This is a genomic window from Aminobacter sp. BA135 (assembly GCF_050859125.1).
GTDB classification, from domain to species: Bacteria; Pseudomonadota; Alphaproteobacteria; order Rhizobiales; family Rhizobiaceae; genus Aminobacter; species Aminobacter ciceronei.
In genome coordinates this window covers 4,002,436-4,016,372 of record NZ_CP139572.1, presented here as the reverse complement: position 1 = coordinate 4,016,372, position 13,937 = coordinate 4,002,436, and the positions used below count along the sequence as shown (strand labels likewise).

Here is a 13,937-nt window from a genome sequence, read left to right as displayed (position 1 = left end):
TCTTCCCCCCTCAGTCGACGAAGCTGCGAACGCCGAGCAGGCGGTAGGCGACGGCCACCACGGCGCCGATCAGGGCAAGCAGGACCACGCTCATCGCAGCGCCCAGGCCCCAGTTGGTCATCTGGAACATCTGCACGAACACCGCTTCGGCAACCATCACCACGCGGCCGCCGCCGAGGATCGCCGGGGTGACGAAGAAGCCGACTGAAAACACCAGCACCATGACGAAGGCTGCAAAGACGCCGGGCAAAGACAGCGGCAGGAAGATCCTGGCGAACACGGTGGCCGGGCTTGCGCCGAGGCCGTGCGCGGCGAGCAGGATGCGCCGGTCGATCTTGCGCATCACGGTTGCCATCGGGAACACCGAGAACGGCACCATGAAATGCACCATGCCGACGATGACGGCGAATTCGTTGCGGCCGGTGCCGAGCGGCTCCGAGATCAGATGTGTCGCCATCAGCAAGCCGTTGGCGAGGCCGTTGTCGCGCAGGATCACCAGCCAGCCGAAGGCACGCACCAGCACCGAGATCCAGAACGGGATGAAGATGCAGATTTCGAGGATCGTCTGCCTGAGCCGCGAGCCCATGACCCAGTAGTAGCTGAGGCAATAGCCGACCAGCACCGTGACGACGGTGGACACAAGCGAGATGCGTAGCGTGCGCAGGAACACGCTCGATATGTCGCCGCCTTCGACGATCCTGGCGTAGTTACCCAGCCCCGGTTCGGGCTGGGTAACGCTCCATCCGGCGACGCCGAGCAGCGGGATGACGTAGAACCCCAACAGCAGCACCGGCAGCGCCCACATCAGGATCAGGGTGATCGGGTTGGCACCTGCCGTGCCGACTGTCCGGGGCGTTGTCATCCCGCCACCATCGCCAGGTAACGCTCCAGCGCCTTGTCGGAGTTGGCGGCATACCATTCGGAGTCCATCGCCACCTGCAGCGCGCGGTTCTCCGGCGAGCTGCAGTCGAGCCGCTTGAACTTGTCGCTTACCAATGCATGGGCTGCCGGGTTGGCCGGTCCGCTGCCGAGCGCCTCGAGCAGGGCGACCTGCCGCGCCGGATCCTGGCAATAGGCGATGAACTGCATCGCCGCTTCCTTGCCGGCCGGGTTGCCCTTGATGACCGTCCAGCCCGACGCCGCCATGACGCCCTGGGCGTAGGTCCAGGAGACGTCGCCGCCGGTGTCCGTTTCGACCAGATTGGCGCGGGTGTGCCACAGGATCCCCATCGAGGCCTCGCCGTCGCGCATCAGCTGCTGGCTTTCGGCGCCCGAGTCCCAATAGCTGACGATGTGCGGCTTGAGTTCCTCGAGCTTCTTGAAGGCGCGGTCCATGTCGAGCGGATAGAGCTTGTCGGCCGGCACGCCGTCGGCCATCAGTGCCGCTTCCAGGCTGCCCGACATCCATTTGAACATGGTGCGCTTGCCCGGATATTTCTTCACGTCCCAGAAATCGGCCCAGCTCTTCGGCGGATCGCCGGCGAATTTCTTGGCGTCGTAGGCGATGACGTAACTGAAGAAGTAGTTGGCCGGGCTGAACTCGAAGGCAAAGCCGCCTTCGATCTTGGCCTTGTCGACGACGGCATAGTCGACCTGTTCGATCATGCCTTTCTGGCCGAGCGCCTTGGTCGAGCCGGGATCGGCATCACAGACGTCCCAGCGTATGGCGCCGCTTTCGTACTGCGCCCGCATGGCGCCCTTGGTCGGGCCCGAGCCGTCGATCTTGACCGCCTTGCCGGCGCTGTCGCCGAAACCGTCGGCAAAGGCCGACTTGAAGGCCGGCACGGCGTCGCCGCCCCAGTTCGCCACCACCAGCTCACCTTCGGCCGCTCTCAGCCCAGGCGCACCCATGGCCGAGTAGGCGCCGAGCGCCACCAGGCCGGTCAGGAAGGTGCGGCGGTCGATTGCGCCTTCAGCCATCTTGTCCTTGAGGACCAGCAGGCAGTCCCGTTTGAAATGATTGTCCATGTCTCCACCCATTTGTTGTTATCGGTTGATCAGTTCTCAGGAATGATGCGGCCGCGCATGCGCGGCCAGGTGACCCAGAGGGTCTCGCCATGCTCCATGTCAGAGGCTTGCCCGGCGTGGCGGATGGCGGTCAGTTCGGTGCCATTGGCCGCGACTAGCTTCAGCAGCGTGTTGCCGCCCTGGTAGACCTTTTCGCGGACGAAAGCCTCGACGCCGTTTTCGCCCGCGTCGGGGCCAATTTTCCTGACATCGACGAATTCCGGCCGCACCGAGAGCAGGGGGCTTGCGCCCCCGTCCGGCGCCGGCGCGATGATCTTTTGGCCGCAGAAGTCACCGACGACAAAACCGTCGAGCTGGCGGGGATTGTCGAGCTCGAAGATGTTGATCGAGCCCAGAAACTCGGCGGTGAATCTGTCGCGCGGCGCAGCATAGAGCTGTTCGGGCGTATCGACCTGGACAATGCCGCCATTGTTGAAGATGGCGATGCGGTCGGACAGGGCGAGCGCCTCATTCTGGTCGTGCGTGACGAAGACGAATGTCGTTCCGGTCTTGCGGTGCACCTCCTTGAGTTCGAACTGCAATTGCTCGCGCATGTTCTTGTCGAGTGCCGACAGCGGCTCGTCGAGCAGCAGCAGTTCGGGCTTGAACACCAGCGCCCGGGCGAGCGCCACGCGCTGCTGCTGTCCGCCCGACAGGGCCTGCGGCCGCTTGGCCTGATGGTTGGTCAGCCCGACGAGCTCGATCATTTCGGCAACGCGGGCGTCGCGCTCGCGTTTCGCCACACCCCTGATCTTCAAGGGGAAGGCGATGTTGTCAGCCACGCTCATATGCGGGAACAGGGCATAACCCTGGAACACCATGCCGAAGTTTCGCCGGTCGGCCGAAACGCCTGTTATGTCGGCGCCATCCTTGGTCACGGTTCCGGCGGTGGGTGTCTCGAAGCCGGCCAGGACCATCAGCAGCGTCGTCTTGCCCGACCCCGAAGGGCCGAGAAAGGTCAGGAATTCGCCGCGGCGGATGTCCAGGTCGACGCCCTTCAGCGCGTGGAACGCGCCGAAGGTCTTCTGGACGCCGACCATCTCGATGTGACTGGTCATTGGATCTCTCAATCCACACGGTCCCGGATCAGCGGGCAGGTGGAACAATGGATGCCGCCCCCATTGAGCTGCACCTTGCCGTAGTCGATCTCGATGATGTCGACACCGTGGCCTTCGAGTGCTGCCCGCGTCCTGTCCGACAGGCCGCGCGGCATGATCACGCGCCCGGGGCTGACTGCCAGTCCGTTGACCACCCAGCTGTTGTCGTCCTGGTTGATCTCGACGGTCCGGATGTCGAGCTGCTTCAGCCGTTCGAGGAAGGTGAAGGGCAGGCCGCGCGCCGACACCAGTGCGAGATGGGTATCGACCATCAGGAAATGGCCGTCGATATGGATGTCGTAGCCGCAGAGGTCGACGACGATCAGCTCGACACCCTGGTGGCGCAGCACCTCGGTGATCTGGTCGATGCCCTGGTCGTTGACGCGGATGCTGCGGCCGATGACGGCGGTGCTGCTGTTGAGCCAGGCGAAGCTGCCGCCCTCGGCCATCGACGTTCCGGTCAGCGTGCGCAGGATCGGCATGCCGGCCTTCGCCAGCGTGCGGGTGATCGGCAGCTCCTCGCCATGGCGCATCCGGGGCGCCAGGCGGGTGACGATGGCGCCGCCCTTCACCGCAAAGGAGGAGTCTCGGGTGTAGACCGACTTGAATCTGCCGTTGTCGACGCCTTCGACATAGATCACCTCGGCGCCCTCGGCACGCAGCGCGTCGGCCAGCCCGTCATGCTGGGCCTGCAGTTCCGACAGCTCGGGAATGCGGTCGCTCTGCCAGTACCAGCCCTTGTCGACGTCGCCATAGGTGCCGATGGCGTCGATGCGCTTGGAGCGGTCGATGATGCCGAACTCGTCGCCGGGGCGATGCATCAGCACGGCGCGGATCTGGCCGACGTCATTGTCGCAACCCCAGTTGCGCCCCCACAGCGCGGTCAGCCGGTCAGCCGACTCGAACGCCGGTTCCGGCTCGGAGCCGAACAGCTTGATGGTGTCCGAATAGTGGGTCTTGTTCTTCTGTTCCAACGTCTCTGGTCCTCTCCCAAAGTCCCGGTGGGACGCGCGTCATCAGACGCCGCCACCTGCCGCAGGAACGTCTGCCGCCTTCATTCCGGGAACATGAGCGGATCGTAGTATTTGACTTTTTCTCCGACAAACGAAAAGAATTGCAGCTGAAACGGAGAAAAACTCACATGCCAATCTGCGTGTCCGCATGAGCGATCTGCCGCCGCTCAACGCCCTGCGCGCCTTCGAGGCAGCCGGCCGCAACCTCAGCATCTCGCGCGCGGCGGACGAGCTGTTCGTCACCCATGGCGCCGTCAGCAAGCAGCTGAAATCGCTCGAACAGCAGCTCGGCCTGGAACTGTTCGACCGCAAGCGCGGCAACCTCTCGCTGACCTCGGAAGGTCAGGCGCTGCTCGACCAGTTGTCGAAGGCGTTCGACAATCTGTCGCTGGCGGTGCGCAACGTGCGTCGCGGCGAGATCGTCGGTCGCGTCAAGGTGATCTGCATGCCGGCCTTCGCCACCTACTGGCTGATCCCGAAGCTGTCGCGCTTCGTCAACCGTTATGCCGACGTCACGCTGACGATCACCCCGCCGACCGACGACGACCCGTTCCGCGACCCGAGCGTCGATGTCGCCATCATGTTTGGCCGGCCAAGATGGCCGCATCTCGATGTCCGCCTGCTGAAGCAGATGGAGCTTTTTCCGGTCTGCAGCCCTGTCCTGTTGAGCGGCGAACACAAGATCCGCCGCTCGTCGGACCTGCTTCGCCACGTCCTGCTCGACGACCCTGAACAAACACACTGGATCGAGTGGTTCGCGCTGATCGGCAACGCCAGCGCCAAGGGTGCGCGGCGGCTCTGTTTCACCGACTTCAACCACAACCTGGCGGCCGCGCGCGCCGGCCTCGGGATCACGCTCGGTGACAATCTGACCACCGCCGAGGACCTTGCCAACGGCACGTTGGTCAGGCCGCTGAAGGAGGCGTTACGCCCGCAAAACAATGCCTACTACATCCTCGCCCCGGCCGGCGGGGTGATGTCCAAGCCGGCCCAGGCCTTTCTCGAGTGGCTGACCGCGGAAACGACGCGGACCGAGATGCCGTCCACGACGGCCTGACGGCCCCAAACCCCTGGCAGTTCGAGTGTAACCCCAAGGAGTTATTGCGGCGTCCAGGTGAATCCGGTCTCTTCGCGGGGTGATTTGGGTCCGGGCGAGACAACAATAAGAAGACGCCGGACCGCTCCGTGGGGATCGATGTGATGATGACTTCGAGGCGCGGCCTGTTCGGCTGGACGATTGCTGCCGTGGTGATGTCGCGTGGCGGCGTTTCAAACTGGACAGCTGAAGCTGTTGCCCAGTCGAATGACGCAAGCTGTGGCCGGCCCATGCCTGCCGCGGCCCACGGCGGCTTGCTGATGCCGGCGGAATGGGCACCGCACAGCGCGACATGGATGGCTTATGGCGCGACCCCCGGCGCCTGGGGCGAGGATATGGTCACGCCCTTTGGCCGCGACCTGACCAACAGCAGGATCGTTGCCCGCCAGGATCTGATGCGCCTGGCGGCGAACCTGTCGCGCTTCGAGCAGGTCTTCATGCTGGTGAACACGCCTGAGGATGAAGCCGAGGCCAAGGGCTTTCTCACCGATGTCATCGCCCGGAAGTCGCCGAAGGACCAGATCGGCGACACCCTGGACAATTCGGGCCGTATCTACATCGGCAAGCACCGCAAGCCGGCGGACCTGCCTGAGATCGGAAAATTCCCGATCACCTTCCTTCAGGCCGGCATCAACGATCTCTGGACGCGCGACATGGCACCGGTGTTCGCCAGGGACGGTGCAGGCAAGCTTCATGGCGTCGACCTCAATTTTAACGGCTGGGGGCAGTGGCCGATCAGGACCGGTCTCTGCAACTGGGCGAAGGACCCGATGAAGACCGAAAACGGCGTCATGGATCAGCCGATCGATCGCGACGTCACGGTCGCGGCCTTCATCAACAAGCACATTTCCGTTCCCACCGCCGCGACCTGGCTGACGATGGAAGGCGGCGGGCTTGAAGTGAACGGTTCGGGTCTCGCCGTCGCCACCGAAAGCTGCATCGTCAACGACAACCGCAATCCGGGGAAAAGCAAGGCGGAGATCGAAGCCGAGTTGCTTCGTGTCTTCGGCGTCGAGAAGGTGATCTGGATGCCCGGAATGAAGGGTGTCGAGCTCACCGACTGGCACGTCGATTTCACCGCCAAGTTCGTCTCGCAGACGGAGATGGTCTACGCCTTCGACGAGAATTTCGAACCGAAGGACAAGCGCAACGAAAAGGCCCTTCACGCTGCCGTGGCCGAGATCAACGCGTTGCCTGCGGACCTCAAGTCCAAATATCTGGGCAAGCCCGACGCGATGCTGACGCTGCATGCCTTGCCGTTGCCGAGGATCGAGAAGGTTTATGCATCCTTCGGCAAACGTGACGCCGAGCTCAAGATCACCGAGCGGACGCTGGACGAATTCACCTACACCACCGCTCCCGGCTATGTCGGCTTCACCCATGCGAACGGCGCCATCATCCTGGGCCAGTTCGGCGACAGCGAGCACGACCTGCTTGCGTTCGAGACCTTGCAGGCATTGAACCCGGATCAGATCGTGATCCAGATTTCAACCGATGGCCTCGCCAGTGGCGGCGGCACCATACACTGCGCGACACAGCAGCAGCCCGCCTGATCGGGCAGCCGCAGAACGTCATCAGCACTGAATTGCCGGGACGCCTTGAGCGCCAGCGCGTTCGTGCGCCTGCACAGCCCGCGAACTCTCATGACGATGAAAGCCCGGCGGACGAAACAGAAGTAAAAACAAGAGGGGACATTCGTACGATGAGACTATTCACCTTGCTGTCCGTCGCCGGCATTGCCTGCGCGACGACTGCCCATGCCGCCGATCAGATGGCAAATGCAGCGCCTGTCGCGGCGGCGGAGACATCTCCGTTCGATCTCGCCTTCGGCGTCGCCTTCGTTTCCAACTACATTTCGCAAGGCGCGACGCTGACTGAGAACAAGCCGGCAGTACAGGCCTACATCGAGGCGTCCTACGACATGTTCTATGCCGGCACCTGGGTGTCGAACATCAGGGCCGAGGATGTGAAGGATGCCGAGATAGACCTCTATGCCGGCATCAGGCCGTCATTCGGGGCCCTGTCGCTCGATTTCGGCTATGTCCATTATTACTATCCGAAGGACCCGAACAATTATGGCGAGCTCTACGCCAAGGGAAGCTACGCCCTGACGGAGCAGTTCAGCGCCGGCGCTGCCTATTATCACGACGTCTTTGTCGATACAGACTGGCTCGACCTGACCGCGTCGGTGAGCGGACTTCCCTGGGAGACCAGCCTTTCCGGCAAGGTCGGCACCGACTTCGGCAGCCAGGGTTTTGACACCGACAAGGTCGCCTGGGATCTGGGGTTGTCGCGTACTTTCGCCGAGGTGGTCACTGTCGACGTCCGCTACCACGATTCGAACTATGACCCCGGCCGGGTGGTGGCCAAGCTGTCCTTCGACACCAGCTGGTCGGCGCTACAGGGCGGTCAGTAGCCGGATCACTCCGCAGCGCAGCTCTGGACCTTGGCGCATTGCGATTGCAGCGTTGCGGCAATCTCGGCCACGCCCAGCGTATATCTGCCCTTGCTTTCGCGCGAGCAGATGAATTCGAGGTGGTCCTCGAAATAGGTGGTCATCGGACCCTTCCATGCCGGGTCGGATTCGATCATCTGCTCGGCGGTGTAGAACAGATAGTCGACGTAGGCCTCGTAGGCGACGCGCTGGTTTTCATCCGTCATCGCGCAATAGTGGCCGGCGGCGAGCTCCGGCTTCTGCACCGTCAGGTTCAGGAACTCGCGATAGATCTCGCGCGCGGTCTGGTCGCGCTGGATGAGGTCGGCGGAACTGATCTGCAGCGGAATGACGATCAGTGCAACGAGCGCGGCAAGCGCAGTCGCGATCGCCCCCACCGCCTGCACCTTGTCCGTGTTTCTTCCCAGCCAGTTCCACACAGAGCGCCCCTTTCACCACGTCGCAGAAGCGAGCGACTGCTCATCGATGCCATACATCCACGGCTCATGTCACCAGCGTTCGACCCATGCGCGGGAACGAACGGCGACAGGCGAACTCGATCTGGCCGGTCAAAGGAGCAATGGACGTCCTTCGACCGGTCTGGGCGACATGCTGGTCAATCCACGTCGAGGCTCACCGGGGCGACCTCGCGGTCATCTGCGATGGCGTAGTCGATGCGCAGGATGCGGCCCGAAAAATCCGGATTGCTCTGCCTGTCCGGATCGACCGGTTCGGCATTGCTGCGTCCGAACATCAGTGGCGACAATGACAGCCTGAGCAGCGTGCGCTCGAACACATGTTCGCCGGCCGGCTCGCCGTCGATCGTCAGGCTGCCGCGTCCCTTGAGCGTGCCGGTCTTTTCGAAGTCGAACACGACAGCCGTCTTGCCGAGCGGAAGCTCCCGGTCCGAGACGAGGCGGGTGACCTCGAAGCCGGCATAGTTGTAGGTGTAGACCAGCCGGTTCGCGATGATGTCGAGCGCGTAGCCACCATGGCAGCTGCCGAAGCAGACAAGCGCGCCGCCCTGGTTTTTGTCCGTGCGCTCGATCTCGATCGATATGCGGTGCGAGACGTCCTGCGTCATCGGCGCCGCTTCCGCGGGGATAGAGGAGATCGGCGGGAAGTAGCTGCATTCGTTGCGCCAGCGCGGCGCGCCGGGCCTGTAGGGTGGCTTGAACAGCACGTCGCTGTCGTCGAGCGGCATGACGCCGTAGCGGCCGGCTTCCGCCCACCAGCGTTCCTTCATCTCGGCGAGCTTTTCCGGCTTTTCCCCGGAGAGGTCGCGCAGCTCGGAAAAATCCTCGTCGAGATGGTAGAGTTCCCAGCGTTCGCTGTCGAAATCGTCGCCGGCCTTGTGTTGCGTCACCGCTTTCCAGCCGCGATGCCAGATGCTGCGATGGCCGTACATCTCGAAATACTGCGACTGCTTGGCGGTGGCCGCATCGGGCGCGTCGAAGGAATAGGCAAAGCTCTCGCCGTGGATCGGCATCTGCGCCACGCCGTTGATGCTCTCGGGCGCGGTGACGCCGCAAAGCTGCATGATTGTCGGGGTGATGTCGGTGACATGGGTGAACTGGCTGCGCACCTCGCCCTTGTCCGATATGCCTGATGGCCAGGAGAAAATCATCGGATCACGCACGCCGCCGCCATGGGTGAAGCTCTTGTAGAGCTTGAGCGGCGTGTTCGACGCCTGCGCCCAGCCCCAGGGATAGTTGCCCGAGCTGCGCGCCGTGCCGATCTCGGCCAGGCGCTCGCGTGACACGGCATAGTCCTCAGGCAGGCGGTTGAACCAGCGCAGCACGTTTGTCGTGCCGTCGGGATCGCAATCCGTGGAGGCGCCATTGTCCGAAATCAGCACGATGATGGTGTTGTCGCGAATGCCGGTGCGGTCGAGGAAGTCGAGCAGCCTGCCGAAGGCGGCGTCGGTGTGGCCCAGAAGCGCGGCATAGGCCTCCTGCATATGCTCCGACACCTCGCGCTCTTCGGGAGAAAGCTCGGCCCAGGCGCGCACGCCGGGATTCGGTGGCGGCAGTTCGGTGCTTTCCGGCACGAGGCCCATCGCCTTCTGCCTGGCCAGCCTCAAAACGCGTTCTTCGTCCCAGCCATGGCCGAAGCGGCCGCGATATTTGGCCAGCGTCGATGCGGGCGCCTGGTGCGGGAAATGTCCGGCACCGTAGCAGAGATAGAGGAAGAACGGCTTGTCGGGCCAGATCGCCATCTTGTCGGCGATGTAGCGCACGGCGCGGTCCGACAGGTCGTCGGACAGATGGTAGCCCTGTTCAGGCGTCGCCGGTGGCGGAACCTGCTGGTTGTCCTGGCAGAGTTCGGGATGGAACTGGTCGGTGCTGCCGTTCATGAAACCATAGAAGCGCTCGAAGCCGCGGCCGAGCGGCCACTGGTCGAAGGGGCCGGCGGCATTGGCGTTTTCTGTCGGTGCAAGGTGCCATTTGCCGACCGCATAGGTGGCATAACCCTGCAGCTTGAGCATTTCGGCGAGCGTGCCGGCGCGATGGCTGATCGCGCCGCGGCCGGAGGGCCAGCCCATATCGGCATTGGCCAGATAGCGCATGCCGACCGAGTGGTGGTTACGTCCGGTCAGCAGGCAGGCGCGTGTCGGGGAACACAGTGTGGTGGTGTGGAAATTGCTGTAGCGCAGGCCGTTATCGGCGAGGGAATCGAAGTTCGGCGTGTCGATGGACGAGCCGAAACAGCCGAGGTCGGAGTAGCCGACGTCGTCGAGAACGACATAGATGACGTTCGGCTTGCCGGCAGGGCCGCTGGGGATGTCGGCATAGTCGCGCTCGGATTCGTGGTGCGTGCGGCCGATATGGCCGCGAAATTCGGAAGTCATGCTCTGTCCCGATCTTGTGAGATGGTCGCCGGGCCGCAACAGGAGGGCGGCCCGGCCGATTGGATCAATAGCCGGTGACGCCGCGCAGATAACGCTTGAGCAGCGTCCGCCCGAGCAGCCGCCACAGCCGGTCGGTGGCAAAGCCGAGAAGGCCGAGCGCGATGATCGCCGCGAACATCCAGTCGACCTGGAAGTAGAGGCGCGAGGTCCAGATGATGTAGCCGAGCCCGGCATCGGCGGCGAGCATTTCGGCGGCCGCGATGACCAGGAAGGACGAGGCGAGCGCCAGCCGCATGCCGACATAGATCGAGGGCAGGGAGGCCGGGATCATCACCTTGAAGAACACCTGCCGCTCATTGGCGCCGAGGCAGCGGGCGGCGTTCAGCTTGTCCTGCGAGATCGAGGACACGCCGCTGGCCGTGTTGACCATCACGATGAAGGCCGTCGCATAGGCGATCAGGATGATCTTCGACATCTCGCCGACGCCGAACCAGATGATGAACAAGGTCACCAGCGCAATGGCCGGAACGAAGCGGAAGAAGTGGATGAACGGGTCGACCAGGTGACGCGCCACCGGCGAGACGCCGACGGCGAGGCCGATCGGAATGGCAATGGCGCTGCCGAGAAACCAGCCCGAGAGAATGCGCATCATCGACACGAGGATGGACTGGGTGAGGGTGCCCTCGGCCAGCATCTGTCCGGCGCCGTTGAGGACGGCGAGCGGGGCGGGCAGGAACATCGGGTCGACCAGCCAGGTCGAGGCCATCTGCCAGAAGATCACGACGATAGCGACGCTGAGCGCCGACCAGGCGTAGGATGGCATCAGTTTTGCTCCCATTGCGAAGCCGCCTCCCTTTCGATGTCGCCCTCGATCGCCTTGACCGCATCCGCGAAACGGCTGTCGAGGTCGTCGCGCGGATAGGGCAGGTCGATGTCGTAGATGCGGCTGATGTTGGCGCGCGGGCCTCGGCTCATCACGGCGACACGCTGGCCCAGCAGCACGGCCTCGCGAATGTCGTGGGTGACATAGACCATGGTGCAGCCGGTCTCGCGCCAGATCCGCGTCAGCTCCTTCTGCAGCACGCGGCGTGTCAGCGCGTCGAGTGCTGCAAACGGTTCGTCGAACAGGATCAGCTCAGGTTGGGCGGCCAGCGTGCGGGCGATCTGCACACGCTGCTTCATGCCGCCGGACAGCTCATGCGGAAATTTCTGCTCGTGGCCGCGCAGGCCGACGAGGTCGACATAGCGCTGCGCCATTTCAAGGCATTCGGCGCGCGGCTTGCCCGCGACGCTGGGGCCGAAGCCGATATTTTCGGCGACCGTCAGCCACTGGAACAGCGGCTCCTCGATCGACTGGAACACCATGCCGCGCCGCCGGTCGGGGCCGGCGATCGTCTCGCCATTGGCGAGCACGCGGCCTTCAGTCTGCTTTTCGGTGCCGGCAACAATCTTGAGCAAGGTCGACTTGCCCGAGCCGCTGGGGCCGACGAGCACGAAGAATTCGCCTTGCGCGACCGAAACGGAGAGGTCGGCCAGGATCAGCTCGCTGCCCGCCTTCTGGCCGGGATAGGCCATGCCGACCTTGTCGAAGACGACCGCAGGCATGGCAGCTCCGGGCGTGGCCGCGCTTGTTTGAGTGTTTGTCATCGCAGGTCCGCTCAGTTGCTCAGCTTGACCAGGTCGGGGGCGGCTTCGCCAAGGAATTTCGGGTTGACGCCGGTTTCGAAGCTGACCGGCTGGGCTTTCGTCCTGGCCAGGAAGTCGGCGACTTCCTTGAATCCGGCGCGCTCATAGTCGGTCAGCGCCAAGGCGAATTCGTTGTAGTTGAGCAGGTCTCGCACCGTGTCGCGCGGGGCACGCGTGTTCTTGGCGATCAGGGCTGCCGCCTCGTCCTTGTTGGTCGCGATGAACTGGCTTGCCGCGTTGAGCGCGCGCAGCGTCGCAACGGTCAGCTCCGGGTGCTTTTCGGTGAACTCGGTCTGCGCGGCAATGTAGGCGCTGCTGTTGCGCTTGGCTGCGGCATCGTCGGTCAGCACATAGTGTTCGCCGCCGGCGGTCGATTTATCGGTGCCGTCGGCCCAGGTGAAAGCGGCGTCGATGCGGCCGGAGCGGAGCGAAGCGACGATCTCGAGCAGGCTGGTGAAGCCGACGATCTCGACCTTGTCCTCGGCTATGCCGTTCTCCTCGAGATATTTCATCGTGATCAGGTGCTGGGCTGTGCCGGTGGCAATGCCGATCTTCTTGCCGACAAGGTCCTTGGCGTCCTTGATGTCGTTGCCGACCACCAGCTTGTGGAAGCCGGGCTTCGAATGGAAGATGCCGGCAAGCACGGTCAGCTTGCCGCCCTGGATGCGCGAGACGATCGGGAAATCGAGCCCGACAGCCATATCGGCGCGGCCGATCAGCAGCGCATCGATCGCCTCGACGCCGGTGGCGAAGGTGGTGATCTGAGCGTCGATGCCTTCCTTTTCGAAGAAACCTTTTTCCTTGGCGACCCAGATCTGCGAGCCGGTGGTGTAGGCGTCGACACCGAAGCGCACAGGCTCCAGGGTCTGCGCCCCGGCCATCCCGGCCGAGAAGAGCATGAGGCTCGATGCGAGACTCAGGACAATTTTGGTGAGGCGGGTCATTTCGGTTCGTCCTCCGGCGAAAGGGCTGAACTGCCCTGAAAATGAACGGGTGAGAGCGCCATCATCTGATGGCTGGCGAGAAGCTGCGGTACCATCCAGGAGCGCGAGGCCAACGGCACGCTGCCATTGCCCGAATGCACGAGCGCCGTGCTCCACAAAAGCGCGTCGCCTTCGCTGACTTCGAGCAATTGGGCGACGTCTGATGTGGCGTTGATCGCCGAGGTGCGAGTCGACAGCGATGCGCCATCGATGACGGTGAACGGAGCGATGGCGGCGAGCGCGTCGTGTTCCGTGCTCTCGTTGAAGGCGCCTGGTGGCACGCTGCGCGCGAGAAAATGGTCGACGAGAATGCAGGGCTGACCGTTGGCGAGAAACAGCCAGCGCAAACGATGGACTGGCTTCTCGGACGTCAGGCCCAGGATGACGGAGATCTCCTTCGGCGCGATGACCTGGTCGCGCTGGATCTCGCGGAAAGATGCCTTCATTCCGGCATTTTCGATCAGGTTCCAGAAGCCGGCGGAGCCGGTCAAGGCGTTGAGGATCGGCGGGTTGGCGATGAAGGTGCCGACGCCGTGCTTGTTCTTGAGCAGGCCCTTGGCCATCAGGTCGGCATAGGCTTCGCGCAGCGAATTGCGGCTGAGGCCGAGTATCCGGGAAATGTCGATTTCCGCCGGCAAGCGGTCGCCGGCAACCAGCTTTTGCTGGCGAATATACTGCAGGACACGTTCGGTGGCAGTTCCCGACATCGCTCTCTCCTCCAAGAGGTAGGACGTCCTACCTTTACGCAGGATCATGAAAGAGTCAAACTC

13 protein-coding genes are annotated in these 13,937 nt (G+C 63.5%); 3 read left to right on the top strand and 10 right to left on the bottom strand.

The annotated features are described in order from the left end of the window. Positions 1 to 10: 10 nt before the first annotated feature. The 4 genes from SLT36_RS19635 to SLT36_RS19620 are packed head-to-tail and all read right to left on the bottom strand — an operon-like array spanning position 11 to position 4,078. Complete coding sequence (locus tag SLT36_RS19635; RefSeq protein ID WP_432284025.1) at positions 11 to 862, bottom strand: ABC transporter permease; 852 nt, start codon at positions 860 to 862, stop codon at positions 11 to 13. After that, on the bottom strand, positions 859 to 1,968 hold the full coding sequence (locus tag SLT36_RS19630; RefSeq protein WP_432284024.1) for an ABC transporter substrate-binding protein: 1,110 nt from the start codon (positions 1,966 to 1,968) through the stop codon (positions 859 to 861). Before SLT36_RS19630 ends, SLT36_RS19635 begins: the two co-directional genes overlap by 4 nt. Positions 1,969 to 1,997: 29 nt before the next feature. Next, positions 1,998 to 3,065, bottom strand: a complete 1,068-nt coding sequence (locus SLT36_RS19625; RefSeq protein ID WP_432284023.1) for an ABC transporter ATP-binding protein — start codon at positions 3,063 to 3,065, stop codon at positions 1,998 to 2,000. Positions 3,066 to 3,073: 8 nt separating this feature from the next. Beyond that, positions 3,074 to 4,078: a dimethylarginine dimethylaminohydrolase family protein gene (locus tag SLT36_RS19620; protein ID WP_432284022.1), complete on the bottom strand. Its 1,005-nt coding sequence runs from the start codon at positions 4,076 to 4,078 to the stop codon at positions 3,074 to 3,076. Between the two features lie 187 nt (positions 4,079 to 4,265). Here SLT36_RS19620 and SLT36_RS19615 point away from each other — a divergent pair, with 187 nt between their 5' ends. The 3 genes from SLT36_RS19615 (at position 4,266) to SLT36_RS19605 (ending at position 7,629) form a co-directional block, all read left to right on the top strand. Continuing rightward, positions 4,266 to 5,174 carry a LysR substrate-binding domain-containing protein gene (locus SLT36_RS19615; RefSeq protein WP_432284021.1) on the top strand — a complete coding sequence of 303 codons (909 nt, stop codon included), beginning with the start codon at positions 4,266 to 4,268 and terminating at the stop codon, positions 5,172 to 5,174. 143 nt (positions 5,175 to 5,317) lie between these two features. Then, complete coding sequence (locus SLT36_RS19610) at positions 5,318 to 6,766, top strand: agmatine deiminase family protein (protein WP_432284020.1); 1,449 nt, start codon at positions 5,318 to 5,320, stop codon at positions 6,764 to 6,766. Between the two features lie 149 nt (positions 6,767 to 6,915). Next, complete coding sequence (locus tag SLT36_RS19605) at positions 6,916 to 7,629, top strand: TorF family putative porin (RefSeq protein WP_432284019.1); 714 nt, start codon at positions 6,916 to 6,918, stop codon at positions 7,627 to 7,629. Positions 7,630 to 7,634: 5 nt separating this feature from the next. On the opposite strand, the gene SLT36_RS19600 is transcribed toward SLT36_RS19605, so the two are convergent. The 6 genes from SLT36_RS19600 to SLT36_RS19575 form a co-directional block, all read right to left on the bottom strand. Continuing rightward, positions 7,635 to 8,087: a hypothetical protein gene (locus SLT36_RS19600; RefSeq protein WP_432284018.1), complete on the bottom strand. Its 453-nt coding sequence runs from the start codon at positions 8,085 to 8,087 to the stop codon at positions 7,635 to 7,637. Between the two features lie 176 nt (positions 8,088 to 8,263). After that, positions 8,264 to 10,498: a sulfatase-like hydrolase/transferase gene (locus tag SLT36_RS19595; RefSeq protein WP_432284017.1), complete on the bottom strand. Its 2,235-nt coding sequence runs from the start codon at positions 10,496 to 10,498 to the stop codon at positions 8,264 to 8,266. 64 nt (positions 10,499 to 10,562) lie between these two features. Continuing rightward, a complete protein-coding gene (locus SLT36_RS19590) occupies positions 10,563 to 11,321 on the bottom strand; it encodes an ABC transporter permease (RefSeq protein ID WP_286297171.1) in 759 nt (252 codons plus the stop codon). Beyond that, positions 11,321 to 12,103, bottom strand: coding sequence for an ABC transporter ATP-binding protein (locus SLT36_RS19585; protein WP_432284016.1), 783 nt, complete (start codon positions 12,101 to 12,103; stop codon positions 11,321 to 11,323). The genes SLT36_RS19590 and SLT36_RS19585 overlap by 1 nt, the downstream gene beginning before the upstream one ends. A 53-nt stretch (positions 12,104 to 12,156) precedes the next feature. Next, positions 12,157 to 13,128, bottom strand: coding sequence for an ABC transporter substrate-binding protein (locus tag SLT36_RS19580; RefSeq protein ID WP_432284015.1), 972 nt, complete (start codon positions 13,126 to 13,128; stop codon positions 12,157 to 12,159). Further along, on the bottom strand, positions 13,125 to 13,874 hold the full coding sequence (locus SLT36_RS19575) for a GntR family transcriptional regulator (protein ID WP_432284014.1): 750 nt from the start codon (positions 13,872 to 13,874) through the stop codon (positions 13,125 to 13,127). The genes SLT36_RS19580 and SLT36_RS19575 overlap by 4 nt, the downstream gene beginning before the upstream one ends. Positions 13,875 to 13,937 lie beyond the last annotated feature (63 nt).

Excerpts from the sequence above, each read along its gene's own strand:
- SLT36_RS19635 (WP_432284025.1), bottom strand. The coding sequence starts at position 862 with ATGACAACGCCCCGGACAGTCGGCACGGCAGGTGCCAACCCGATCACC.
- SLT36_RS19630 (WP_432284024.1), bottom strand. The coding sequence starts at position 1,968 with ATGGACAATCATTTCAAACGGGACTGCCTGCTGGTCCTCAAGGACAAG.
- SLT36_RS19625 (WP_432284023.1), bottom strand. The coding sequence starts at position 3,065 with ATGACCAGTCACATCGAGATGGTCGGCGTCCAGAAGACCTTCGGCGCG.
- SLT36_RS19615 (WP_432284021.1), top strand. The coding sequence starts at position 4,266 with ATGAGCGATCTGCCGCCGCTCAACGCCCTGCGCGCCTTCGAGGCAGCC.
- SLT36_RS19610 (WP_432284020.1), top strand. The coding sequence starts at position 5,318 with ATGATGACTTCGAGGCGCGGCCTGTTCGGCTGGACGATTGCTGCCGTG.
- SLT36_RS19605 (WP_432284019.1), top strand. The coding sequence starts at position 6,916 with ATGAGACTATTCACCTTGCTGTCCGTCGCCGGCATTGCCTGCGCGACG.
- SLT36_RS19595 (WP_432284017.1), bottom strand. The coding sequence starts at position 10,498 with ATGACTTCCGAATTTCGCGGCCATATCGGCCGCACGCACCACGAATCC.
- SLT36_RS19590 (WP_286297171.1), bottom strand. The coding sequence starts at position 11,321 with ATGCCATCCTACGCCTGGTCGGCGCTCAGCGTCGCTATCGTCGTGATC.
- SLT36_RS19585 (WP_432284016.1), bottom strand. The coding sequence starts at position 12,103 with ATGCCTGCGGTCGTCTTCGACAAGGTCGGCATGGCCTATCCCGGCCAG.
- SLT36_RS19580 (WP_432284015.1), bottom strand. The coding sequence starts at position 13,128 with ATGACCCGCCTCACCAAAATTGTCCTGAGTCTCGCATCGAGCCTCATG.
- SLT36_RS19575 (WP_432284014.1), bottom strand. The coding sequence starts at position 13,874 with ATGTCGGGAACTGCCACCGAACGTGTCCTGCAGTATATTCGCCAGCAA.